Annotated in this window: 24 protein-coding genes and 1 tRNA gene; 15 read left to right on the forward strand and 10 right to left on the reverse strand. The window is 69.9% G+C overall.

Annotated elements, in window-relative coordinates; all coding sequences use genetic code 11:
- Positions 1 to 23 precede the first annotated feature (23 nt).
- From YS110_00115 to YS110_00130, 4 genes are all read left to right on the forward strand, one after another.
- Positions 24 to 305 carry a hypothetical protein gene (locus tag YS110_00115; protein ID UJB63282.1) on the forward strand — a complete coding sequence of 94 codons (282 nt, stop codon included), beginning with the start codon at positions 24 to 26 and terminating at the stop codon, positions 303 to 305.
- A 150-nt stretch (positions 306 to 455) separates the two neighbouring features.
- On the forward strand, positions 456 to 782 hold the full coding sequence (locus tag YS110_00120; protein UJB63283.1) for a type I restriction endonuclease subunit M: 327 nt from the start codon (positions 456 to 458) through the stop codon (positions 780 to 782).
- Between the two features lie 3 nt (positions 783 to 785).
- Entirely contained in the window at positions 786 to 1,397 is a 612-nt protein-coding gene (locus tag YS110_00125) for a hypothetical protein (protein ID UJB63284.1), read from the forward strand.
- Between the two features lie 174 nt (positions 1,398 to 1,571).
- On the forward strand, positions 1,572 to 2,849 hold the full coding sequence (locus YS110_00130) for a hypothetical protein (GenBank protein ID UJB63285.1): 1,278 nt from the start codon (positions 1,572 to 1,574) through the stop codon (positions 2,847 to 2,849).
- 145 nt (positions 2,850 to 2,994) lie between these two features.
- Here YS110_00130 and YS110_00135 read toward each other — a convergent pair.
- A tRNA-Ser gene (locus YS110_00135) sits at positions 2,995 to 3,084 on the reverse strand.
- Positions 3,085 to 3,265: 181 nt separating this feature from the next.
- On the opposite strand from YS110_00135, the gene YS110_00140 reads away from it, so the two are divergent.
- Both YS110_00140 and YS110_00145 read left to right on the forward strand, forming a co-directional pair.
- Entirely contained in the window at positions 3,266 to 4,795 is a 1,530-nt protein-coding gene (locus tag YS110_00140; GenBank protein UJB67297.1) for a thymidine phosphorylase family protein, read from the forward strand.
- Positions 4,796 to 4,797: 2 nt separating this feature from the next.
- A complete protein-coding gene (locus tag YS110_00145; GenBank protein ID UJB63286.1) occupies positions 4,798 to 5,727 on the forward strand; it encodes a ribose-phosphate diphosphokinase in 930 nt (309 codons plus the stop codon).
- A gap of 75 nt (positions 5,728 to 5,802) precedes the next feature.
- Here YS110_00145 and YS110_00150 read toward each other — a convergent pair whose 3' ends face one another.
- Positions 5,803 to 6,501 (reverse strand): class I SAM-dependent methyltransferase, encoded by a 699-nt coding sequence (locus YS110_00150; protein ID UJB63287.1) that lies wholly within the window; start codon positions 6,499 to 6,501, stop codon positions 5,803 to 5,805.
- Between the two features lie 345 nt (positions 6,502 to 6,846).
- The gene (locus tag YS110_00155) at positions 6,847 to 6,984 is read right to left on the reverse strand and encodes a hypothetical protein (protein ID UJB63288.1); all 138 of its coding nucleotides are present in this window, start codon (positions 6,982 to 6,984) and stop codon (positions 6,847 to 6,849) included.
- A gap of 143 nt (positions 6,985 to 7,127) precedes the next feature.
- On the opposite strand from YS110_00155, the gene YS110_00160 reads away from it, so the two are divergent.
- Genes YS110_00160 through YS110_00170 form a run of 3 tightly spaced genes read left to right on the forward strand, consistent with a single transcriptional unit; the run spans position 7,128 to position 9,472 of the window.
- Positions 7,128 to 7,460: a helix-turn-helix transcriptional regulator gene (locus YS110_00160; GenBank protein UJB63289.1), complete on the forward strand. Its 333-nt coding sequence runs from the start codon at positions 7,128 to 7,130 to the stop codon at positions 7,458 to 7,460.
- A 45-nt stretch (positions 7,461 to 7,505) separates the two neighbouring features.
- Complete coding sequence (gene cobD, locus YS110_00165) at positions 7,506 to 8,480, forward strand: cobalamin biosynthesis protein CobD (GenBank protein ID UJB63290.1); 975 nt, start codon at positions 7,506 to 7,508, stop codon at positions 8,478 to 8,480.
- On the forward strand, positions 8,477 to 9,472 hold the full coding sequence (locus YS110_00170) for an aminotransferase (GenBank protein UJB63291.1): 996 nt from the start codon (positions 8,477 to 8,479) through the stop codon (positions 9,470 to 9,472). The genes cobD and YS110_00170 overlap by 4 nt, the downstream gene beginning before the upstream one ends.
- A 135-nt stretch (positions 9,473 to 9,607) precedes the next feature.
- Here YS110_00170 and YS110_00175 read toward each other — a convergent pair whose 3' ends face one another.
- On the reverse strand, positions 9,608 to 10,795 hold the full coding sequence (locus YS110_00175; protein ID UJB63292.1) for a beta-lactamase family protein: 1,188 nt from the start codon (positions 10,793 to 10,795) through the stop codon (positions 9,608 to 9,610).
- A gap of 159 nt (positions 10,796 to 10,954) precedes the next feature.
- Here YS110_00175 and YS110_00180 point away from each other — a divergent pair, with 159 nt between their 5' ends.
- A complete protein-coding gene (locus YS110_00180; GenBank protein UJB67298.1) occupies positions 10,955 to 12,406 on the forward strand; it encodes a cobyric acid synthase in 1,452 nt (483 codons plus the stop codon).
- On the opposite strand, the gene YS110_00185 is transcribed toward YS110_00180, so the two are convergent.
- The gene (locus YS110_00185) at positions 12,400 to 13,185 is read right to left on the reverse strand and encodes a methyltransferase domain-containing protein (protein ID UJB63293.1); all 786 of its coding nucleotides are present in this window, start codon (positions 13,183 to 13,185) and stop codon (positions 12,400 to 12,402) included. The two genes, YS110_00180 and YS110_00185, sit on opposite strands and share 7 nt — an antisense overlap.
- Between YS110_00185 and cobT the strand changes: the two genes are divergently transcribed.
- Positions 13,184 to 14,248 carry a nicotinate-nucleotide--dimethylbenzimidazole phosphoribosyltransferase gene (gene cobT / locus YS110_00190; protein ID UJB63294.1) on the forward strand — a complete coding sequence of 355 codons (1,065 nt, stop codon included), beginning with the start codon at positions 13,184 to 13,186 and terminating at the stop codon, positions 14,246 to 14,248. The genes YS110_00185 and cobT overlap by 2 nt on opposite strands.
- A 189-nt stretch (positions 14,249 to 14,437) precedes the next feature.
- Here the strand turns inward: cobT and YS110_00195 are convergent, their stop codons facing one another.
- From YS110_00195 to YS110_00205, 3 genes are all read right to left on the reverse strand, one after another.
- Complete coding sequence (locus YS110_00195) at positions 14,438 to 15,574, reverse strand: GGDEF domain-containing protein (protein ID UJB63295.1); 1,137 nt, start codon at positions 15,572 to 15,574, stop codon at positions 14,438 to 14,440.
- Between the two features lie 11 nt (positions 15,575 to 15,585).
- Positions 15,586 to 16,224, reverse strand: coding sequence for an endonuclease III (gene nth / locus YS110_00200; GenBank protein ID UJB63296.1), 639 nt, complete (start codon positions 16,222 to 16,224; stop codon positions 15,586 to 15,588).
- A 226-nt stretch (positions 16,225 to 16,450) separates the two neighbouring features.
- Positions 16,451 to 16,927, reverse strand: a complete 477-nt coding sequence (locus tag YS110_00205; GenBank protein UJB63297.1) for a GyrI-like domain-containing protein — start codon at positions 16,925 to 16,927, stop codon at positions 16,451 to 16,453.
- Positions 16,928 to 17,110: 183 nt separating this feature from the next.
- Between YS110_00205 and YS110_00210 the strand changes: the two genes are divergently transcribed.
- From YS110_00210 to YS110_00225, 4 genes are read left to right on the forward strand one after another with little or no spacing between them, the layout of a single operon-like run.
- Entirely contained in the window at positions 17,111 to 18,307 is a 1,197-nt protein-coding gene (locus YS110_00210; GenBank protein UJB67299.1) for a PLP-dependent aminotransferase family protein, read from the forward strand.
- Complete coding sequence (locus YS110_00215; protein UJB63298.1) at positions 18,307 to 18,507, forward strand: SlyX family protein; 201 nt, start codon at positions 18,307 to 18,309, stop codon at positions 18,505 to 18,507. The genes YS110_00210 and YS110_00215 overlap by 1 nt, the downstream gene beginning before the upstream one ends.
- A 13-nt stretch (positions 18,508 to 18,520) precedes the next feature.
- On the forward strand, positions 18,521 to 18,982 hold the full coding sequence (locus YS110_00220; protein ID UJB63299.1) for a DUF2721 domain-containing protein: 462 nt from the start codon (positions 18,521 to 18,523) through the stop codon (positions 18,980 to 18,982).
- 8 nt (positions 18,983 to 18,990) lie between these two features.
- The gene (locus YS110_00225) at positions 18,991 to 19,221 is read left to right on the forward strand and encodes a DUF3820 family protein (GenBank protein ID UJB63300.1); all 231 of its coding nucleotides are present in this window, start codon (positions 18,991 to 18,993) and stop codon (positions 19,219 to 19,221) included.
- An 84-nt stretch (positions 19,222 to 19,305) separates the two neighbouring features.
- On the opposite strand, the gene YS110_00230 is transcribed toward YS110_00225, so the two are convergent.
- Both YS110_00230 and ytfE read right to left on the reverse strand, forming a co-directional pair.
- Positions 19,306 to 19,719 (reverse strand): group III truncated hemoglobin, encoded by a 414-nt coding sequence (locus YS110_00230; GenBank protein ID UJB63301.1) that lies wholly within the window; start codon positions 19,717 to 19,719, stop codon positions 19,306 to 19,308.
- Positions 19,720 to 19,753: 34 nt separating this feature from the next.
- The gene (gene ytfE / locus YS110_00235) at positions 19,754 to 20,470 is read right to left on the reverse strand and encodes an iron-sulfur cluster repair protein YtfE (protein UJB63302.1); all 717 of its coding nucleotides are present in this window, start codon (positions 20,468 to 20,470) and stop codon (positions 19,754 to 19,756) included.
- Positions 20,471 to 20,563: the final 93 nt, after the last annotated feature.

A 20,563-nucleotide genomic window follows, 5' to 3' on the forward strand; every position in this document is an offset into this window, starting at 1 on the left:
CATCATGCCCCTGAATCGCGTGCATGCTGGCAGTGTCATGCGGGCATCCGGGAAGCCGTGGCGAAGGGATTTTTGAGGCGCTTCTCTTTGTTGGCTATTTTCTTTTGATCGAATTTTGCCGTGGTTCATTATTTTCTAGCTGGCGCGGCTTGAAAATCATGAAAAAGCGGTGTGGTATAATTATCAGCGCTGGTCGATTTTCGGTATTTTGGCTCACGCAGCCAGCCGCTGAAAAACCGGTATCGCTTTCTTCTCGCCCAGGTTCTCCGGGCAATCTTCCCAAACGCTCACTGTCCTCGCACTGAACGCGAGCATGGCTCGGCCGTGCGCGCGTGATTGTGCGCGGCGCTGGTCGCGGGCGGGAAGGAGAACGCGCATGGCGCTGCCTTGCGCTGTGCACGCTTTTCCCGGCAGTTTCTTCCCTTCCTCCCGTCTTTCGTTTCAGGAGCCTTCCCATGACCTCTTCGCCTGGTCAGGCCGCCGCATTGGCGCGCCATGCGCAACAACGCCGTCCGCTGTTCCCCCTCGGCCAAGTGCTGATCACGCCCGGCGCGCTCGACATGCTCGAAGCGCTCGCACTGGCACCGCTGCCGTTCGTGCTGCGCCATGTGTCGGGCGACTGGGGCGAACTGTGCGACGAGGACAAGGCATCGAACGCCGCCGCGCTCACATATGGCAGCCGCGTGCTGTCGGCCTATGACATCGCGCCGAACCATCGGCTGTGGATCATCACCGAGGCCGACAGGCGCTCGACCACCTTGCTGCTGCCGGAGGAATACTGAGCAATGCAGCATTCCTACCATTGCAACCCTCGGATCGGTGCTGGCATGCACGGCCCCATGGTGGGCAACCAGCGGCTGCACGTGCGCCAGGGGGAGGTGGATGCCACTTGTGGCTACCACTGCGTTTTGATGGCATTGATGGTGTTAGGCCAAGTGCGGCGCAATGCGCTGATTTGGGACACCCGCGATGTGCGGCTCGAAGCGCTGCGCAAAGTGGCGCAGCGCTATTACTTCGATGGCTGCGAGGTCGAAGAGATTCAGCAGCAACTGGCTCCCTATGCGGAGCGGGTGCACTGCAAGGAGTTGCGCTCACGCGTGATGGAACGCACCTTGGACGCGCTGGCCGAAGGGAAGCTGTGCTTGGTGTGTTTCTCTACCGAGCGCTACATGCATTGGGTGCTGGCCGTGGGGGTGCGCAGCGAGGCGGGGGAGCCCGCCGACTTGCTGGTGCTGGACCCCGCCACGGCACCGATACCCCTGGTGCCCTGGAATGCCATGCTGACCGGCTGGGCGAGCAAGCAGCCACGGCGTGCGGTGGCCACGCTCAGTGAGCGCGTGAACATCGACGCGGTGTTGGTGCTGTCGCCCGTGGTGCAGGCACAAGAGGGCGAGTAGGCCGTTCGACAGGCTCGTCTTTCAGCTTCGCTCGCCTTCTTTTCCCTCTTTTCTTCTTCCTGAACTTCCGCTTTCCGTTGCGCCGGGCTCTGTGCCCGGTGGCGCTGCCGCATGGGTGGGCTGCCGGGCGGGAGTTCGTTCTTGCATGTTTTGCTTGTTTGGAGGTGCTTTGTTATGCCCGACGATTCCTTGACGCCCCCGCCGCTGGAGCGGTTGCTCACGGCGCTGTTGGAGTTGCCGCCACTGCCTGTGCAGGCATCCCCCCACGAAGCCGGTGATGGCGCGGCGCAGTTGGTGCTGGAGGTGATGGATACGGCGCTGCACACCCCGCCCGCACAGCCGCAGCGCATTGCTGCAGTGCGGTATTTCTGCAAACACGCCCGCTACCGTCTGGGCTTGGCGTCCTGGCGGGATCTGCAAGCCTTGCTGGAACAGTACCCGCAAAGCGACGAAGGCGATGCCGAAGTGGCGCGCCTTCTGTGGGGTGTGGAGGCCCAGGAACATGTGCGAGCGCTGCGCGTGCTGGTGTGGTTCATGGCGGCGTATGACATTACCGAGCTGGGGCAGTGGCATGCATGGATGGGCACGGCGGGGTTTGAAGAAGCCTTGCGCGAATCCCTTGATACGCTGGGCGCTGTGGCAGTGGTGCTGTTATGGCAGGCCAAGTCGGGGCGCACCGACTATGCCTGGGTGCTGCGGTTTGCCCGCAGGGCGCTGGGGCATTCGGTCAGTGAGGGGCCTGCCATGCTGGCATTTCGGGATGCGGCGGAAGCGATGGGTGTGCCGCAACGGGGACTGGCCCGGCAAGTGGCCCATTGGGAACGGGCAGCGATGGGGATTGATGATGCGCCTGGCCTGCGGGTGCTGTGGTGGCAGTGTGTGGCCGAAGCGTTGCAGGTGCATGTAGCCCAAGAGAGCGGCACGGCAGACAGCAGCGACGAATGGCGCGTCGAGTTGTCGCCAGTGCCTGCATTGCGTTACGCCGAGGCGGGCGTGGTGCTGGAGCCTCATGCGAGGGAACTGCAGACCAATTCCCCCGCGGTCACGGCGCTGCGACTGCGCCAAAGGAACTGGGCGCAAGGGTTAGGGCTGTGGCTGGAGATTCTGGGGGAGGGGCGGCTGTCGGCGGTGCACCAAGCGGCCATTGCCGAGCGGTTTGAGGCGGCTGGGCATCGGGCACCTCAGTTGCGGTATGTAAGTGCAAATGGTGGTCACCAAGCCACATGGCTGGCGACATGGCACTGGGATGAAGCGGTTTGGGTGCCCAGAGATATGCCGGTGGCCGATGTGAAGCGCTGGGCGCTGGATACGGCGCTCAAGGTGACCGAGCACTGGCTGCTGATGTGCGGCATGGTGGCGCTGGCGGGAAGGCCGCTTGGTACACCGGCCATAGGCAGCAGTTTGGTGGGCATTGATGTAAAAAGGGAAGCCACCAATGAAAAAAAGTTCTAGGGCCAAGGGCGCTAGAACTTCTTTAGACTGGTGAGAGTGCCACTTTCTAAGCCAAAACTGGCTGAAAGCAACCGTATAACCAGCCGTATAACGGTTTTATGATTTGGCTAAAATCCTTTGAAAATCAACGGCTTATAGCGATATCTGGCGGAGAGGGCGGGATTCGAACCCGCGGTGGGGATTAGCCCACACACGCTTTCCAGGCGTGCGACTTAAACCGCTCATCCACCTCTCCGGAGCCCGTTATTGTAGCAGGACTTTGAGGTGTACACGAGCCCGTGGTGCAGGCGGATGCGCACGAGGGCGCCGCCGTGAGCTGGCGTGGGAAGGATCGGGTGTAGTCTGTCCGCATGACCGTCCACACCATCTCTACCCCCCCGCCAGCGCCCCCTGGCGAAGGTGCTTCCGTCTCGCGCCTGGCCTTGCGCCGCGTGGCCATCGACACCTGGCGCGAGAACGTCGCCTACCTGCACCGCGACTGCGCCGTGTACCGCGCCGAGGGGTTCCAGGCACTCTCCAAGATCGAGGTGCGTGCCAATGGCCGGCGCATCCTGGCCACGGTGAATGTGGTGGACGACCTCGGCATCGTCGCCTGCCATGAGCTGGGGCTGTCGGAAGACGCCTTTGCCCAACTGGGCGTGGAGGCCGGCTACAAGGTGGCGGTGGCGCAGGCCGAGCCGCCCGAATCCATGGGCGCGCTGTTCCGCAAGATCGCGGGCGAGCGCCTGCGGCGCGAAGACCTGCGCGCCATCGTGCGCGACATTGCCGAGCACCGCTATTCCAAGATCGAGCTCACCGCCTTCGTCGTCGCCTGCAACCGCGACGAGCTGGACCGCGAAGAAGTGTTCTTCCTCTCCGACGCCATGGTGGCCACGGGCCAGCGGCTCGACTGGCACGAGGGCCTGGTGGTGGACAAGCACTGCATCGGCGGCATCCCGGGCAACCGCACTTCGATGCTGGTGGTGCCCATCGTGGCGGCGCACGGCATGCTGTGCCCCAAGACCTCGTCGCGCGCCATCACCTCGCCCGCCGGCACGGCCGACACCATGGAGGTGCTGGCCAATGTCGAGCTGCCGCTGCAAGACCTGCAGCGCATCGTGCGCGACCACCGCGGCTGCCTGGCCTGGGGCGGCACGGCGCAGCTCTCGCCCGCCGACGACGTGCTGATTTCCGTCGAGCGCCCGCTGTCCATCGACTCGCCGGGGCAGATGGTGGCGTCCATCCTGTCCAAGAAAATCGCCGCCGGCTCCACCCACCTGGTGCTCGACATCCCCATCGGCCCCACGGCCAAGGTGCGCTCCATGCCTGAGGCGCAGCGCCTGCGCCGCCTGTTCGAGTACGTGGCGCAGCGCCTGGGCCTGTCGCTCGACGTGGTCATCACCGACGGGCGCCAGCCCATCGGCAACGGCATTGGCCCGGTGCTGGAGGCGCGCGACGTGATGCGCGTGCTGGAGAACGACCCGCGCGCGCCCGACGACCTGCGCCAGAAGGCCCTGCGCCTGGCGGGCCGCCTCATCGAATGCGATCCCGACGTGCGCGGCGGCGATGGCTACGCCATTGCGCGCGACATTCTCGACTCCGGCCGCGCCCTGGCGCGCATGCAATCCATCATTGCAGCCCAGGGCGCCAAGGCGTTTGACCACAACCACCCGCGCCTGGGCGCGCTGCATTTCGAGACCTGCGCCCCGGCGGGCGGTGTGGTGGCCGGCATCGACAACCAGCAGATCGCCCGCATCGCCCGTCTGGCGGGCGCACCCAAGGTGCAGGGCGCGGGCGTGGACCTGCTGTGCAAGCTGGGCGACACCGTGGCCGGCGGCCAGCCGCTGTACCGCGTGCATGCCGACTTCCCGGCCGACCTGGAATTCGCCCGCCAGGCCTGCGCGCAGGGCAGCGGCTATCGCCTGGGCACTGCCGACGAGGTGCCGCGTGTTTTCGTGGAGTTCTGAGCATGACCGGATCGCCCGCTCCCACCCCCGCAGCCTGCCTGCTGTACTTCGGCGACGAACGTCCCGCCGCCGAGCGCCTGGCCGCCGCCAGTGGCCTGGCCCTGCGGCCCGTGCAGCGCCACCGCTTTCCGGATGGCGAGCTCAAGCTCACCCTGCCGGTGGACGCCTCCGGCCAGTTGCCCGCGCGTGCCGTGCTGCTGCGCAGCCTCTATCAGCCCAACGACAAGCTGGTTGAACTGCTGCTGGCCGCCCGCGCCGCACGCGGCCTGGGCGTGCGCCACCTCACGCTGGTGGCGCCGTACCTGGCCTACATGCGCCAGGACATCGCCTTCCACCCTGGCGAGGCGGTGAGCCAGCGCATCGTCGGGCCGTTCCTGGCCAGCCTGTTCGACGCCGTGGTCACCGTCGATCCGCACCTGCACCGCGTGGCCACGCTGCCCGAGGCCGTGCCCGCGGCCCAGGCTGTGGTGGTCAGCGGCGCGCCGCTGCTGGCCGACTGGATCGTGCAGCAGTGCCCCGGCGCGTTGCTGGTGGGCCCCGATGGCGAATCGGCCCAATGGGTGGCCCAGGCCGCCCGGCGCCACGGGCTGCAGCATGCCGTGTGCACCAAGGAGCGCCACGGCGACCGCAGCGTCACCATCGCGCTGCCGCCGGTGGACGTGCGGGGCAGGGCGGTCGTGCTGCTGGACGACATGGCCAGCACCGGCCACACCCTGGCGCAGGCCACGCGCCTGCTGCGGCAGGCGGGGGCCGCCTCGGTCGATGTGGCGGTGACCCATGCCCTCATCGCGCCCGACGCGCTGGCTGCGCTGCATGACGCGGGCGTGGGGCGCTTCTGGAGTACCGATTGCGTGGCCCATGCCAGCAACGCCGTGGCCATGGCACCGGCGCTGGCCGAGGCCGTGGCGCAGGTATTTGCTGCACTGGAGTGAGCTGAGAAATTCCTGTTTTGATAGCTGCTAGCGCTTATCCCATAAGGGCTAGGGCCATATTTCGCTTGAAACTTCTCAACCTGCGCGCCGCAGCAGCCGTACCAGCATGGGCCGCACGAAATGCGCGCCCTGCGCCGTGCAGTGCGGCGCGAAGGCCGCCGCCACGCGCTCCAGGATCTCGGGCGTGATGCGGTGGTCGGTAAAAGTGGGGCGCATCATGCGCCGCTCGAACTCGGCGAAGTCCTGGAAGCGCACCGGCATGTCGAAGCGCCGCCGCGCCGCCTCCACCCACGGGCTGCCCGGTGCGGCCAGCGTGCGGTCCAGCGCCGCCTGCGCGGCGGCGCGCACCGTGCCTTCGTCGTTGTACAGGCGCACCACCTCGTTCAGTGCGCCGTCGTACACCGGCTCCGACACGTACAAATGCCCGCCCGGGCGCAGCACGCGCGCGGTTTCGGCCAGGGCCTGGTCCATGGCGTCCAGCGGTACGTGGTGCAGCGACTTGAGCATCAGCGCCAGGTCGAAGACGCCGTCGGGGCACGGAATCGCCTGCGCCCCCGCCGCCTCGAAGCGCATGCCGGGCGCGGGCGCCTGCAGGTTGCGCTGGTGCTGGATGGCATCCACCTCCAGGCCCAGGTAGTCCAGCCCGGGCCAGCGCTGCAGCATCTGCCGCGCCATGCGCGCGGCGCCGCAGCCCAGCTCGATGATGCGCGGGCCGGGCGCGGGCAGGAGCTGGGCGATGAGGTCGAGTTCGTCGGTGAGGAGGGGATGGGTCATGGAATCGGCTGCCGTGCGGATGAAGCCTTCGCATCATGTACCAACTGGCGAGGGGAAAGCGCCCAGTGGAAAGGCATTTCCCGTGGTCGGTGGACCGCACCCGCACACACCACCTTCCGCGTAGGTGCAATCGCGTAGCTATGTCTTTGGATGCGGTGGAGCATCCGGCAAAGCCCATAGCCGAAGCGAGAGTGATTGCGAAAGTTTTTTTCATGAGGGGGATGGAGGTGACAAAAGAATGATGCTTGGTCTTTGGGCGGGGGGCTGGGAAGTCGGCTTCCAACAAACCGCCTTCTTTTTCACTGACGCAACGGCCTGGTGAGGCAGTTGCAAGGAGGCTCCCCGCTACAGCGCCCAGGTCCAGCCCACCGCCAGACGCTTCGCAATTCTTGAAGTTGCCCTTGCAGTGGTCATTTCGGTTTTCCAGGACATGTGCCCAGTCAAGGCAAGCGTTGCGGCGGTGATGAGGAGGGGGCTTTTCATGGGTTTGTGGCCTGCCGGTAGCGGGGGGGGGCGGTCAGACGTCGTTCACTTGGTGTGTTGCAAACTGTTTGTTGAGTATAAACATCAAAATTTGCTGTGTATATGGCGTCGATGGTGAGACTTCGCGTGGGCAGGATGCGCGCATGCCGCTCTCGCCCCCGCCCGCCCCTCAACCGCTCAGCGCATTGCCACTCGCGGCGGCTCTGGGCCGCAGGGTGAAGGAGTGCCGCCACCAGGCGGGCAAGTCGCAGGAGACGCTGGCCTTCGAGGCGTGCGTTGACCGCACCTATATCTCGTCGGTGGAGCGTGGCGCTGCCAACCCCTCTGTGGAGACCTTGGCCAACATTTGTCATGCCCTGGGCATCACGCTCGGCGAGTTGTTTGCGCCGCTCGATGACGTGCCGCTCGCGCCCACGGGCATGCGCCGCGCCAATGCGGCGCGGCCGCCGGAAATCGTGCGTCGCCGCCTGCGCTGAGCGGTCTGGCTGCTGCGCTGCGGCACAGTGCGGTAGGCTCGCCCCATGTGGTTTGAAGGATTCGAGAGCGGCGCCTGGGCCGCCGTGGCCGTGCTGGCCTGCGTGCCGCCGCTGGCCCTGGCCATCGACGTGCTGTGGGGCGAGCCGCCCGCGCCCGTGCACCCCGTGGTGTGGATGGGGCGCGCGCTGGGTTGGTGCGGCGAGCGCGTCGCGCCACTGTCTCCGCAGGCGCGCGATTACAAGCATTTTTGGCTTGGAGCCGTTGCCTGGTGCGCGCTGGCTGCTATCGTTTTCATAGTCTCCTGGGGCCTTGAGCGGCTGGCGCTGCAACTGCCCGTGCCGCTGGCGGCGCTGGCGCTGGCGTTGTGCCTGAAGCCGCTGCTGGCCTGGCGCATGCTGCGCGATGAGGTGCTGGCCGTCGAGGCGGCGTTGGCGCAATCGCTGCCCGCCGGGCGCGAGCGCCTGTCGTGGCTGGTGAGCCGCGACGTGCGGCAGCTCAATGCCGTGCAGGTGCGCGAGTCGGCCATCGAGTCGCTGGCCGAAAACCTCAGCGACTCGGTGGTCGCGCCCGTGTTCTGGTTCGTGCTGCTCGGGCTGCCGGGCGCGGCGCTGTACCGCTTCGCCAACACGGCGGACGCGATGTGGGGCTACACCGGCCCGCGGGGCGGGCGCTACTGGCTGTGGGCGGGCAAATGGGCGGCGCGCGCGGACGATGCGCTCTCGTGGCTGCCCGCGCGCCTCACGGCGCTGCTGCTGGCGCTGGCGGCGCGGCGCTGGCCCGCCGGCCTGGCGCGCGAGGCGCGCAAGACCCCGTCGCCCAACAGCGGCTGGCCCATGGCGGCGATGGCGCTGCTGCTCGGCGTGCGCTTGGCCAAGCCGGGCGTGTATGCGCTGCACCCGCGCGGGCGCCGGGTCGGGCCGCTGGACACGCGGCGCGCGGCCGCGCTGGGGGGGCTGGCGGTGCTGCTGCTCGCGCCGCTGTCCGTGCTCCTGGCGCTGTTGGTGAGGGCCGTGGCGTGAACGCGGTGCATGGCGGGCCGGACGCACTGGGCGTGCCGTTGTACGACTTCTCCACCAACGCCAACGCCTGCGGCCCCTGCCCGCAGGCGCGCGCGGCGCTGCGCGCGGCCGACCGCCGCCGCTACCCCGACCCGGCCTACACCGCGCTGTGCGCGCAACTGGCGGCGTTCCACGGCGTGGCGCCGCAGCGCATCGTGGTCGCGGCCAGCGCGAGCGAGTTCATCCACCGCATCACCGCCTTCGCGGCGCGCGCCGGGCTGCGCCATGCGGTGCTGCCCGCGCACGGCTACGGCGACTACGCGCGCGCCGCCGCCGTGTGGGGGCTGGCCGAGTTGGGCGCGGCCGACGGCGGTGCGGCGCCGCCCGCGCTGCACTGGGCCTGCGAGCCCGCGAGCCCGCTGGGCACGGCGGACGCGGCCCTGGCGCGCTGGGCGGGCGAGGGCGCGGCGCCGGGCGCGCTGCGCGTGCTCGACTGCGCCTACGCGCCGCTGCGCCTGGAAGGCGCCGCCACCATGCCGCCGCCCGGCGTCTGGCAGATGTGGACGCCCAACAAGGCCCTGGGCCTGACCGGCGTGCGCGCGGCCTACGCCATCGCGCCCGATGCGGCGCAGGCCGCCGCCGTGCAGGCGCTGGCGCCATCCTGGCCGCTGGGGGCGGACGGCGTGGCGCTGCTCGGCACGTGGACAGGCGAGGGCGCGCAGGCCTGGCTGGCCCGCTCGCTCGCCACGCTGCGCGCCTGGAAGGCCGCGCAACTGCGGCTGTGCGCCGCGCTGGGCTGGGCCGTGGTGCCGGGCAGCCAGGCCAACTATTTCACGGCGCGGCTGCCGCTGGCCGTGGCCGATGTGGCGCCCGCGCTGCAGGCGCTGCGCGCGCAGGGCGTGAAGCTGCGCGACTGTGCCTCGTTCGGGCTGCCGGGCCATGTGCGCCTGGGCGTGCTGGGGCCGGGGGCGCAGCGGGCGCTGCGCTCCGCGTGGATGCTCCTGATTGTATAGCTGCTTGCGCTTGACTGGTGCGCGTTAGAGGCCGATTTTGCTTCTTATTTTGTGCGCGGTACTTCAACGTTCCGTGGCGCTGCGCACAGCGTGTGAGACCGGCGCGGCCCACGACAGCGGACACCGCGGGGCGGCTCAGGAGGGGGTTGCCTCCAACCCCTGGTACGCCAGGTGCCTGAACTCGAAGGTGTAGGGGTTGCCGAAGCCGAAGTAGCGCTGCGTCATCAGCACGCCCGCCGTGTTCAGGCGCGGGTTGATCCACCACACGGTGCCCGCCAGGCCGCCCCAGCTCACTTCGCCGGTGCTGCCGGGCGGGTCGTATTTGCCGGGCTGCTCCAGCACCGACGCGCCCAGCCCGAACACCCGGCCGGGGTGCGCGGGCATGTTCGGAAAGCGCACGTACTGGCCCGGCGCGATGTGGTTGCGGTGCATCAGCGCGATGGTCTCGGGCCGCAGCAGCGTGGGTCCGCCGGGCATGAGCGATTGCACTAGGCGCACCTGGTCGCCCAGCGTGGACACCAGCCCGCCGCCGCCCGTCTGTCGCGGGGCGTCGCTCAGGTAGGCGCCGGGGTAGGGGGCGCTGTCCATGCGGCGCAGGCCGGGCTGGGTGGGGTCCATGAAGTCCACGCCGCCATACAGCGCCGCCAGGCGCGCGCGCTTGTCCTCGGGCACCCAGAAGGCCGTGTCCGCCATGCCCAGCGGGCCGAAGATGCGCTGCGCGAAGAAGTCGCCCAGGCGCTGGCCCGACACCACCTCCACCAGCCGGCCGAGCACGTCGGTGGCGAGCGAATACTCCCAGGCCTCGCCGGGGTGGAAGGCCAGCGGCAGCGCGGCGAGCTGGTCGACGAACTGCGCCTGCGTCAGCAGCGGGTGGTGGATGCCCGACTGCTTGTAGGCGCCGAACAGCAGCGACCCGGGGTCGAACAGGCCGTAGGACAGGCCGGCGGTGTGCGTCAGCAGGTGGCGCACGGTGATGGGGCGGCGCGCGGGCTCCACGTCGCCGATGCGCGTGGCGCCGGCGCGCAGCACCTGCGGGCTGGCGAACGCGGGCAGGTGGCGCGCGATGGGGTCGTCCAGCGCCAGCAGGCCGTCTTCCACCAGCAGCAGCACGGCGCAGGAGGTGGGCAGCTTGGTGTTGGAGAACACGCGGAAGATGTGGTCCTCGCGCAGCGGCACGCCGGCCTCGATGTCGGCATGGCCGCAGACGAACTGGTCCACCACCGTGCGCCCGCGCAGCAGCGCGGTGGTAACGCCGGGCAGAAAGCCCCGTTCGACCTGCGCTTGCAGCGCGGCATGGAGGGCGTGGAAGGGCGATGCGGGCATGGGTCTCCTCGTGGCGGGCCGGGGGGCGATGCGCGAGCATGGCGCAGGCGTTCGCGCGCGGTTGGTCGCGCAGGGGACAATACGGGGTTTCTCCTGCCCCGCCTTGCCATGACGACTGACCCTGCATCTGCCCCTGCTGCCCGCCCGGCCCGCTGCATCATGGTGCTGGGCACCACCAGCGGCGCCGGCAAGAGCTGGCTGGCCACGGCGCTGTGCCGCCATTACGCCCGCCAGGGGTTCAAGGTGGCGCCTTTCAAGGCGCAGAACATGAGCAACAACGCGCGCGTCGTCGCCGGGCCGCAGGGCGCCTGGGGCGAGATCGGCAGCGCCCAGTACTTCCAGGCCCTGGCCGCGCGCGCCGTGCCCGACGTGCGCATGAACCCGCTGCTGCTCAAGCCCGAGGCCGACACGCACAGCCAGGTGGTGCTGCTCGGGCAGGTGAGCGAGGAACTCTCCGCCATGCCCTGGCGCGGCCGCAGCCAGCGCGTGTGGCCGCAGATCGCGGCGGCCCTCGACGCCCTGCGCGCTGAGAACGACGTGGTGGTGATCGAGGGCGCGGGCTCGCCCGCCGAGACCAACCTGCACGCCAGCGACGTGGTGAACATGCGCGTGGCGCGGCACGCGGGCGCGCGCTGCCTGCTCGTGACCGACATCGACCGGGGCGGCGCCTTCGCCCACCTGTACGGCACCTGGGCACTGCTGCCCGGGGACGAACGCGCGCTGATCCACGGCTTCGTGCTCAACAAGTTCCGCGGCGACGCCAGCCTGCTCGCGCCCGCGCCCGAGGATCTGCGGCGCCGCACGGGCATTCCCACCGTGGCCACCATTCCCATGCAGTGGCACCACGGCCTGCCCGAGGAGGACGGCGTGTTCGACATGGCCCCGGTGGGCGCGCATGCCCGCGGCGCCGTGCACACCACGGTGGCCGTAGTGGCCTACCCGCGCATCAGCAACCTGGACGAGTTCCAGCCGCTCAAGAACGTGCCCGGCGTGCGCCTGGTGTGGGCGCGCAGCCCGGCCGGGCTGGCCGGGGCCGACTGGGTCGTGCTGCCCGGCTCCAAGGCCACGGCGGCCGACCTGGCCTGGCTGCGCGCGCGGGGGCTGGATGGCGCCATTGCCGCCCATGCCGCGCGCGGCGGCCGGGTGCTGGGCGTGTGCGGCGGGCTGCAGATGCTGGGCGAGGCGCTGGTCGATACCGAGGGCATCGACGGCAATGCGCCGGGCCTGGGCCTGCTGCCGCTGGTCACGGCCTTTGCGCGCGGCAAGACGGTGCAGACCACGCGCGCGCGCTTCGGCGCGCTGCCCGGCGCCTGGGGCGCGCTGGCGGGCGTGGCGGTGGCGGGCTATGAAATCCACCACGGCCAGACGGCGCAGCACCCGGCCATGGCCGCCAAGGGCGACGTGGCGCGCGAGGTGATCCCGGGCCTGGCCTGGAGCAACCCGGCGGGCAACGTGCTGGGCCTGTACCTGCATGGCCTGTTCGAGGACGCCGCCGTGCTGCGCGCGCTGTTTGGCGCCGAGGCGCCCACGCTCGACGGCGTGTTCGACGGGCTGGCCGATGCCCTGGGCACCAGCTTCGCCCCCGGCGTGCTGGATGCCCTGGTTCAATGACGCACGCAGTGAAACACCACCGTGGTGTAGGGAAAGCGCACCGTCTCGCGCCCGCGCAGCGCGGGGTGGGTGGCCACCAGGTCTTCGATGCGCGCGCGCACCTGGGCGCGTGCCGCATCGGGCAGCGCGGCGATGAAGCTCACCGACAGGAAGCGGTCCACGATCACCTGCGCGGGCGGCCCCACGTGCTCGTGGGGCAGGTGCGTTTCCACCAGCGGGCCGAAGCCCGGATGGGGAAAGCACGTGCGCCAGTCGCCCCGGTGAAAGCGCGGCGCATCGCCCTCGTACGGGGCGATGATGGCCGTGAGCGCGGCCACCCAGTCCACCGATTCGTCGCGCACGTTCCACACCAGGCCCAACCGCCCGCCGGGGCGCAGCACGCGCTGGAATTCGTCCAGGGCCTCGGGCCGCGCGAACCAGTGGAAGGCCTGGGCGCAGAGCACCGCGTCGGCCTGGCCGCCGGGCAGGGGCAGGGCCTGGGCCGTGCCCGCCACGGCGCGCACGCCGGGCAGGTGCTGCGCCTCGATCCCGGCGCGCATGGCGTCCACCGGCTCCACGGCCACCACGCTGGCGCCCGTGGCCGCGAGCCGCGCGGTGAATTTGCCGGTGCCGGCCCCTACGTCGATTGCCTGGCGCCCCGGGCCCAGGCCCATCGTGTCCGTCAGCCAGCCTGCCAGCGCCACCGGATAGTCCGGCCGGCCGCGCGCGTAGGCCTGGGCTTCCTTTGCAAACCCCTGCCGTGCCGCCTCGTGCACGGCGTTCTCTGTTCCTGCCACCATGACCACACCTTTCGTGATTCCCCGCATTGAGGACCTGCATGATGCCGCGCTGGCCGAGCGCCTGCAGCGCGCCATCGACGACAAGACCAAACCCCTCGGCGCCCTGGGCCGCCTGGAGGCGCTGATGCTGCGCCTGGGGCTCATCCTGGGCACCGAGGCGCCCGCCCTGCAGGCGCCGCAGATGCTGGTGTGCGCGGGCGACCATGGCCTGGCCGCGCGCGGCGTGTCGGCCTATCCGAGCGACGTGACGTGGCAGATGGTGGAGAACTTCCTGGCTGGCGGCGCGGCCGTGAGCGTGCTGGCGCGCCAGCATGGCGTGCAGCTCTCGGTGGCCGACTGCGGCGTGGCGCGCGCCATTCCGGCGCGCGAGGCCGCGCCCGGCGCGCCGCGCCTGCTGCAGTGCCGCGTGGCGGCGGGCACGCGCGATGCCAGCCAGGGCCCGGCCATGGACGCCGCGCAGTGCGCGCAGGCCCTGGCCCAGGGCATGGCGATCGTGCGCGGCATGCCGGGCAATGCGCTGCTGCTGGGCGAGATGGGCATCGGCAACACCTCGGTGGCCTCGCTGCTGCTGGCGCGCCTGGGGGGCGTGCCGCTGGCGGAATGCGTGGGGGCCGGCACCGGGCTCGACGCCGCCGGCATCGCGCGCAAGCAGGCCGTGCTGCAGCAGGCGCTGGAGGCCAACGCGCAGGCGCGCGAGCCGCTGGACGCCCTGGCGGCCCTGGGCGGCTTCGAGGTGGCCACCCTGGCCGGGGCGGTGCTGCAGGCCGCTGCCGAGCGCCGCGTGATCGTGGTGGACGGCTTCATCACCTGCGCCGCCGTGCTGGTGGCCAGCCGCCTGCAGCCGCACGTGCTGCAGCGCTGCGTGTTCTCGCACCGCTCGGGCGAACGTGGGCATGGCGCCATGCTGGGGGTGCTGCGCGCCGAGCCGCTGCTGGACCTGGGGCTGCGCCTGGGCGAGGGCTCGGGCGCCGCGCTGGCCTGGCCGCTGCTGGAGTCGGCCTGCCGCGTGTTGTGCGAGATGGCGAGCTTCGCCAGCGCGGGCGTGTCGCAGCAATCCGCTTGAAATGAAACACCCCCCTGAGCGGCTGCGCCGCTTCCCCCCGCTCTCGCATGGCTGCGCCATGCGGGCAGGGGAACGCCGCCAGCGCGGCGGGGCGGCCCTTGCTCGGCTGCCCTCGCTTGGGCCGCGCGGTTTCATCGGCTGCGGGTGGCGCGCAACGCCATGGATAACCGAAGTGGCGGTGACTGCCGCCTAGCCGATGCAGGTCTGGTTGCGTCCCTGCGCCTTGGCCTGGTAGAGCGCCTGGTCGGCGCGCGCCAGCATGGCGTCGAGCGTGTCGTCGGGGCCGCGCCATGGCGTCAGGCCGATGCTCAGCTGGCAGTCCAGCCGGTGCCCCACGGCCAGTGCCGCGTGGATGCGCTGGGCCACCAGGCGCGCCTCCTGCACGCCGGTTTCGGGCAGCAGCAGCATGAATTCCTCGCCGCCGTAGCGCCCGAGCCGGTCGGCGCGGCGCAGCACGGCCTGGGTGGTGCTGGCGAAGTGCGTCAGCACGGCGTCGCCATGCTGGTGGCCGTGGGTGTCGTTGAGGCGCTTGAAATGGTCCAGGTCGAGCATCATGAGGCAGGGTCCGCGCCCGGTGCGCTGGCTGCGCGCCAGCTCGTCCTCGCAGCGCTCCAGCAGCGCGCGGCGGTTGAAGACCTGGGTCAGCGGGTCGTGCGTGGCCAGGTGCTCCAGCTCGGTCACCAGGCGGTCGGTGGCCATGAGCACGGCGCCGATCGACAGCATTAGCACCGTGAGCACGTAGGCGCCGATGTACAGCGTCTGCAGCAGCGTCTGCTCCATGAGGTGCGTGCCCGCCATGCCGGCCAGGGCGGTGGCCAGCCGCACGGCCAGCACCGCCAGGTGGGCCGCCAGCACGAGCTGCACCATGCGCACGGGCAGGCGCTTGCCCCCGTGGCGCAGCAGGAAGTGCAGGTTGGCGGCGTAGATAGCGCTCACCAGCGTGGTGAACAGCACCAGCCGCATCGGAAAGTTCGGCTCCACGTAGGTGAACCACGCGAACCCCAGGGTCGAGGCCGCCAGGTACAGCCCCCAGGCGGGCCAGCGCGTGGGGTGGCCGATGAAGCGCTGGCAGCCAAGGTGGAACAGCACCGCGCCCAGCATGAGCACCGTGTTCGCTCCCACCACCGCCAGCAGGTCGGGCAGGCCGCCCTCGCGCCCGCTGTAGAGCACCGAGGCCACCAGCCAGGCCGCGGGTGCGGCTGCCCAGTAGCCTAGGCCGCGGATGCCGGGCGGGTAGTGGCGCCGCATGAAGGCCAGCACGACGGCCATCAGCGTCGCCATCACGCCTGCCATGGCGATGAGTGAGCGGGGGTCCAGGGCAAGCATCGGGGGCGGGATCAGGGCGCGGGTGTTTTTGGGGTGTATTTACAATAAGTTACCACATTGCATTCCCAGCAGCGTGGCTTGCGGGCTTGGCAGACGTAGCGCCCCAGCAGGATCAGCCAGTGGTGCGCGTCCACCCGGTAGGCCTCGGGCACCCGCTGCAGCAGCTTCTTTTCCACCTCCAGCGGCGTCTTGCCCGGGGCCAGCCCGGTGCGGTTGCCAACGCGGAAGATGTGCGTGTCCACCGCCATGGTGGGCTGGCCGAACGCCACGTTGAGCACCACGTTGGCGGTCTTGCGGCCCACGCCGGGCAGGGCCTCCAGGGCCTCGCGGGTGCGCGGCACCTGGCCGCCGTACTGGTCCACCAGGATGCGGCAAGTCTGCAGCAGGTTGCGGGCCTTGGTGCGGTACAGGCCTATGGTTTTGATGTACTCCTCTAGGCGCTCCAGGCCCAGGTCCAGCAGCGCCTGGGGCGTATTGGCCACGGGGAACAGCCGGCGCGTGGCCTTGTTCACGCCCACGTCGGTGGCCTGGGCCGACAGCAGCACGGCCGCCAGCAGCTCGAAGACGCTGGTGTATTCGAGTTCGGTGACGGGGTGGGGGTTCGCCGCCTGCAGGGCGGCGAAGAACGGCTCGATGTGGTCGCGTTTCATGGGGCTCTCGTTGGGATTGCCGATTGTGGCCAAGTTCGCGCCCCACGGGCTGGCGGGCTCCTAAGGAGCCTCTGCACGCATCGGCGCGCCGTGTGCATCTGCGGACTCGGGCGGTCTGCGTCGTTGCAAATGCCCGCAATAGCTGCGGCTATTGCTGCGCTTCGCGCCTAGCAGCCCATCCCGATCCGCAGCGCACACTTGCCGCGCCGATGCGTGCAGAGGCTCCCTAACGCGGCAGCACCGGAACGGCCAGCAGGCAGGGGAAGGCGCCGGTGGCGGGGTCCACGGCAAAGTCCTGTTCGTAGATTTCCAGGCCGGGCTTGTCCGCGCGGCGCCACGGGCTGGCGGGCAGCAGCTCGGCGTGCAGGCGGTGCCAGGCTGCCGGGAAGTCCTCGGGCCGGCCGACGAACCGCGCGCAGGCATAGCGGCCGCCCGCGAAGTGCTGGATGCCGGCGTCCGCGCCCGGCTGGAAGTCCGGCGGCACTTCGACGCATGCGTCGTAGCGGCATTGGCTGGCCGGGGTCAGCGCCGGGTCGTCTTGCCCGATGCCGTAGAACCGGGGGCGAGGGCGCATCAGCCCCCGGGCGTCGCACCAGGCGGCGAAACGCTGCCACAGGTCGGGAATGGCGGGATCCCCGTAGGGGCCGGTGTGGCGCATATAGGCCCAGCGCATCGGGGGCAGGGTCGTCAATTCAATGTGCATCGGGTCTCCATGGGTTGCCGTGGCCGCACCTCGTGGCCGCAGGTGGGGATTCTGGCGGAAGACAAGCGCGCGGGTCCCGATGCCGCTTGCCGGTGCGCGCTGTGGGGGCGTGCGCGGGCGTTGCCCGAAAGCCCCGGTGGATTTGGCGACAATCCCTGGCGAAAGGTGAGCCTCAACATGCCATTGCAATTTGCCGACCGTCTGAACAACGTAGAAACCTCCGCCATCCGCGAACTCTTCAAGCTGCTGGGCAAGCCCGGCATCATCAGCTTCGCCGGGGGCTTTCCCGACAGCGCCATGTTCGACGTGGAGGGCATCCGCGAGGCCAGCGAGCGCGTGCTGCGCGAGGAGCCCGGCGCGGCCCTGCAGTACGGCGCCACCGAAGGCTACCAGCCCCTGCGCGAGCAGCTGAGCGCGTTCATGGCGGCCAAGGGCGCGCCGGACGTGGCGCCCGAGGGGCTGATCGTCACCACCGGCAGCCAGCAGGCGCTGGACCTGCTGGGCAAGACCCTGGTCTCGCCCGGCGACAAAGTGATCGTCGAGGGGCCGACGTTCCTCGCCACCATCCAGTGCTTCCGGCTGTACGGCGCCCAGCTCATCAGCGCGCCCATCGACGGGCAGGGCGTGCAGACCGACCGGCTGGAGCAACTGATCGCCGAGCACCGCCCCAAGTTCGTCTACCTGATCCCCACCTTCGGCAACCCCAGCGGCGCCACGCTCAGCCTGGAGCGGCGCCGCAAGGTGCTGGAGCTGGCCGTCAAGTACCAGACCGTGGTCGTCGAGGACGACCCGTATGGCGACCTGTACTTCGGCGCGGCGCCGCCGCCCAGCCTGCTGGCGCTGTCGCGCGAGGTGCCGGGCAGCCGCGAGCTGCTGGTGCACTGCGGCTCGCTGAGCAAGGTGCTCTCGCCCGGGCTGCGCGTGGGCTGGATGATCGCCCCGGCCGCGCTGCTGGCCAAGGCCACGATGTGCAAGCAGTTCAGCGATGCGCATACCAGCACCTTCGCCCAGGCCACGGCGGCGCGCTACCTCCAGGCCGGGCGCATGCCGGCTACGCTGGCGCGCGTGCGCCAGGTCTACGCCGGGCGCGCCCAGGCCATGGGCGATGCGCTGCGCCAGGACCTGGGCGATGCCATCGGCTTCGTGCAGCCGCAGGGCGGCCTGTTCGTGTGGGCGCGCCTGAGCGGCGCTGGCGGCAAGGTGGCCGATGGCAACGTGCTGGCGCAGCGCGCCATCGACAAGGGCGTGGCGTTCGTGCCGGGCACGCCGTTCTTCTGCGCCGAGCCGGACCACGCCACGCTGCGCCTGTCGTTCGCCACGGCCGACGTGGACAAGATCCGCGAGGGCGTGGCGCGCCTGGCCCAGGCGGTGCAGGCCTGATGCCGGATACGCCGCAGCGGCTGGAGGCGCTGGAGGTGAAGGCCGCCTTCACCGAAGACCTGCTGGACCAGCTCAACCTCACCATCTACCGCCAGCAACTGCAGATCGAGCAGCTGCAGCGTGAACTGCAGGCGCTGCGCCAGCAGCAGCCCGAGGGCGCGGCGCGCAGCCTGCGTGACGAATTACCCCCTCACTATTGAGAAAAACATCTGCATGCCCGTACCTCTCGATTCGACGGCCATCACGCATGGCATCCAGCTCGCGGTGGCGCCCGTTTTCCTGCTCACGGCGGTGGCCGGCATGATCGGCGCGGTGGCCGGGCGGCTGGCGCGCATCATCGACCGCGCGCGCGTCGTGGAGGACAAGGCGCGCGCCAGCGACGATGCCGAGCTGATCCAGCGCACCTACGCCGAGCTGGCCACGCTGCGCACGCGCGGGCGCATGGCCAACGTGTGCATCGGCCTGCTCACGCTGTGCGCCTTCCTCATCGGGCTCACCATCATCCTGCTGTTCCTGGGCGAAATCATGGGCCTGCAGGCCGCGCGCATGGCCGTGGCGGGCTTTCTGGCGGGCGTGCTGTCCTTCCTGCTGGCGCTGGTGTTCTTCCTCACCGAGACCGTGATGGCCACCCGGCTGCTGGACTTCCACCTGCTGCAGCAACCGCCGCGTCTCTGAGATACGCCATGGATCCCGAACTGCTGCGGCGCCTCGTCACCACCGAAATGCCGTATGGCAAGTACAAGGGGCGCGTGCTGGCCGACCTGCCCGGCAACTACCTGGCCTGGTTCGCGCGCGAGGGCTTTCCGCGCGGCGAATTGGGGCGGCTGCTGGCGCTGATGCACGAGATCGACCACAACGGGCTCGGGCATTTGCTCCAGCCTTTGCGCGCCGCGGCGCGCAAGGCGCAAGGCTGAAGGGCGCTGGCGCTCCTCTTTTTCTAGCTGGTGGCGCTTTCTGGGTAAGGGTTCGAGGCGGTTTTTGCTTGAAAAAAGCAGCGCTCAGCGGGCGTGGCCGTGCGCCTGCACGAATGCCGGAGGCTGCCCCAGGCACACGCGGAACAGGGTGCGCGCCACGCCGTGTGCCGCCTGCTGCAACTGCCGCGCGGCTTCGGGGGTGAAGCGCGCGTCGGTGTGCCGGGCCCACAGCCGCACCCAGGCGGCGAAGTGCGCCGGCGTGATGCCCTCCAGCGCCAGGTGCCGGGCTGCCACGCTGCCCCGGTAGCGCTTGCTGCCCAGGGCCACGGTGCTCCAGAAATCGACCATGCGCGCCAGGTGCGCATCCCAGTGCGTGCCGATGGCCTGGGCGAAGACTGGGCCCAGCAGCGGGTCGGCGCGCACGTCGGCGTAGAAGCCGTGCACCAGGGCGGTGATGCTGTCGAGGTCCAGCGGGAGCGGGGCGTGGTCGGGTGCCATGGCCGCCATTGTCGCCCGGGCGGCTCCCGTGCCCTCAGCTGCAGCCGCAGTTGCCGCCGCCGCAGCCTTGCGTGGCGGCCCGCTCGAACTGCGGGAACAGCACGTTGTTTTCCAGGTGGATGTGGTTGATCAGGTCGTCGCGCAACTGCGCCAGGCCCGCATACAGCGCGCGCCAGGTGTTGCATGCGCCCAGCGGCGGGGTGATGTCGTGGGTCAGGCGGGCGATGTGCTCCAGCGCCTCGCCGTGGTCGTTGTGCTCGTGGCGCATCATGGCGATGGGCTGGGTGACGAAGCTGTTGCCGCCCGCGCGCAGCATGGGGAACAGCACCGCCTCTTCCTTGTGCATGTGGCCGAGCAGTTCCTGCTCCATGGCCTCCAGCGCGTCGCCCAGGCCGGCGGGCACCTCGGAGTGGTCGCGGTGCACGGCCTCCACGCGGCGCGCCATGCGGATCAGCTCGGGCAACTGGGCGCGGTGCACCTCGTGGTAGCGCGCCAGGATGTGGTCGATCAGCTCGGACGGCGTGCCCGCGTCGGGCAGCTCGGTGGGGCGCTGCAGGGTGGACAGCTCATCCACCACGGCCTGCAGGTCCAGCCCCTTGGCGGCGCAGGACTGGCGCAGGCTCACCTGGCCGCCGCAGCAGAAGTCCAGCTTGAGGCGGCGGAAGACGGCGGTGGAGCCGGGCAACTGCACGGCAATCTGGCCTATGGCTTGCTCGGCGTCTATCGGGGTCTGGGGCAGACGGGCATTCATGGTGGGGCGTCCTTTTAAAGATTCATTCGACATGATTATTTTATCGAAATAAAATACAGAAGACATGCCTGTTTTCTTGACTTAGGACAATTT

Origin of the sequence: Acidovorax sp. YS12 (genome assembly GCA_021496925.1) — a bacterium.
Lineage (GTDB): Bacteria > Pseudomonadota > Gammaproteobacteria > Burkholderiales > Burkholderiaceae_C > Paenacidovorax.

Bases quoted from the DNA above. Each gene is read 5' to 3' on its own strand.
- nth (UJB63296.1), bottom strand. From the start codon at position 16,224: ATGAAACGCGACCACATCGAGCCGTTCTTCGCCGCCCTGCAGGCGGCG.
- YS110_00180 (UJB67298.1), top strand. From the start codon at position 10,955: ATGGTGCTGGGCACCACCAGCGGCGCCGGCAAGAGCTGGCTGGCCACG.
- YS110_00115 (UJB63282.1), top strand. From the start codon at position 24: ATGCTGGCAGTGTCATGCGGGCATCCGGGAAGCCGTGGCGAAGGGATT.
- YS110_00205 (UJB63297.1), bottom strand. From the start codon at position 16,927: ATGCACATTGAATTGACGACCCTGCCCCCGATGCGCTGGGCCTATATG.
- YS110_00120 (UJB63283.1), top strand. From the start codon at position 456: ATGACCTCTTCGCCTGGTCAGGCCGCCGCATTGGCGCGCCATGCGCAA.
- cobD (UJB63290.1), top strand. From the start codon at position 7,506: ATGTGGTTTGAAGGATTCGAGAGCGGCGCCTGGGCCGCCGTGGCCGTG.
- YS110_00185 (UJB63293.1), bottom strand. From the start codon at position 13,185: ATGGTGGCAGGAACAGAGAACGCCGTGCACGAGGCGGCACGGCAGGGG.
- YS110_00125 (UJB63284.1), top strand. From the start codon at position 786: ATGCAGCATTCCTACCATTGCAACCCTCGGATCGGTGCTGGCATGCAC.
- YS110_00230 (UJB63301.1), bottom strand. From the start codon at position 19,719: ATGGCACCCGACCACGCCCCGCTCCCGCTGGACCTCGACAGCATCACC.
- YS110_00195 (UJB63295.1), bottom strand. From the start codon at position 15,574: ATGCTTGCCCTGGACCCCCGCTCACTCATCGCCATGGCAGGCGTGATG.
- YS110_00150 (UJB63287.1), bottom strand. From the start codon at position 6,501: ATGACCCATCCCCTCCTCACCGACGAACTCGACCTCATCGCCCAGCTC.
- YS110_00220 (UJB63299.1), top strand. From the start codon at position 18,521: ATGCCCGTACCTCTCGATTCGACGGCCATCACGCATGGCATCCAGCTC.
- cobT (UJB63294.1), top strand. From the start codon at position 13,184: ATGACCACACCTTTCGTGATTCCCCGCATTGAGGACCTGCATGATGCC.
- YS110_00130 (UJB63285.1), top strand. From the start codon at position 1,572: ATGCCCGACGATTCCTTGACGCCCCCGCCGCTGGAGCGGTTGCTCACG.
- YS110_00215 (UJB63298.1), top strand. From the start codon at position 18,307: ATGCCGGATACGCCGCAGCGGCTGGAGGCGCTGGAGGTGAAGGCCGCC.
- YS110_00225 (UJB63300.1), top strand. From the start codon at position 18,991: ATGGATCCCGAACTGCTGCGGCGCCTCGTCACCACCGAAATGCCGTAT.
- YS110_00155 (UJB63288.1), bottom strand. From the start codon at position 6,984: ATGAAAAGCCCCCTCCTCATCACCGCCGCAACGCTTGCCTTGACTGGG.
- ytfE (UJB63302.1), bottom strand. From the start codon at position 20,470: ATGAATGCCCGTCTGCCCCAGACCCCGATAGACGCCGAGCAAGCCATA.
- YS110_00145 (UJB63286.1), top strand. From the start codon at position 4,798: ATGACCGGATCGCCCGCTCCCACCCCCGCAGCCTGCCTGCTGTACTTC.
- YS110_00175 (UJB63292.1), bottom strand. From the start codon at position 10,795: ATGCCCGCATCGCCCTTCCACGCCCTCCATGCCGCGCTGCAAGCGCAG.
- YS110_00160 (UJB63289.1), top strand. From the start codon at position 7,128: ATGCCGCTCTCGCCCCCGCCCGCCCCTCAACCGCTCAGCGCATTGCCA.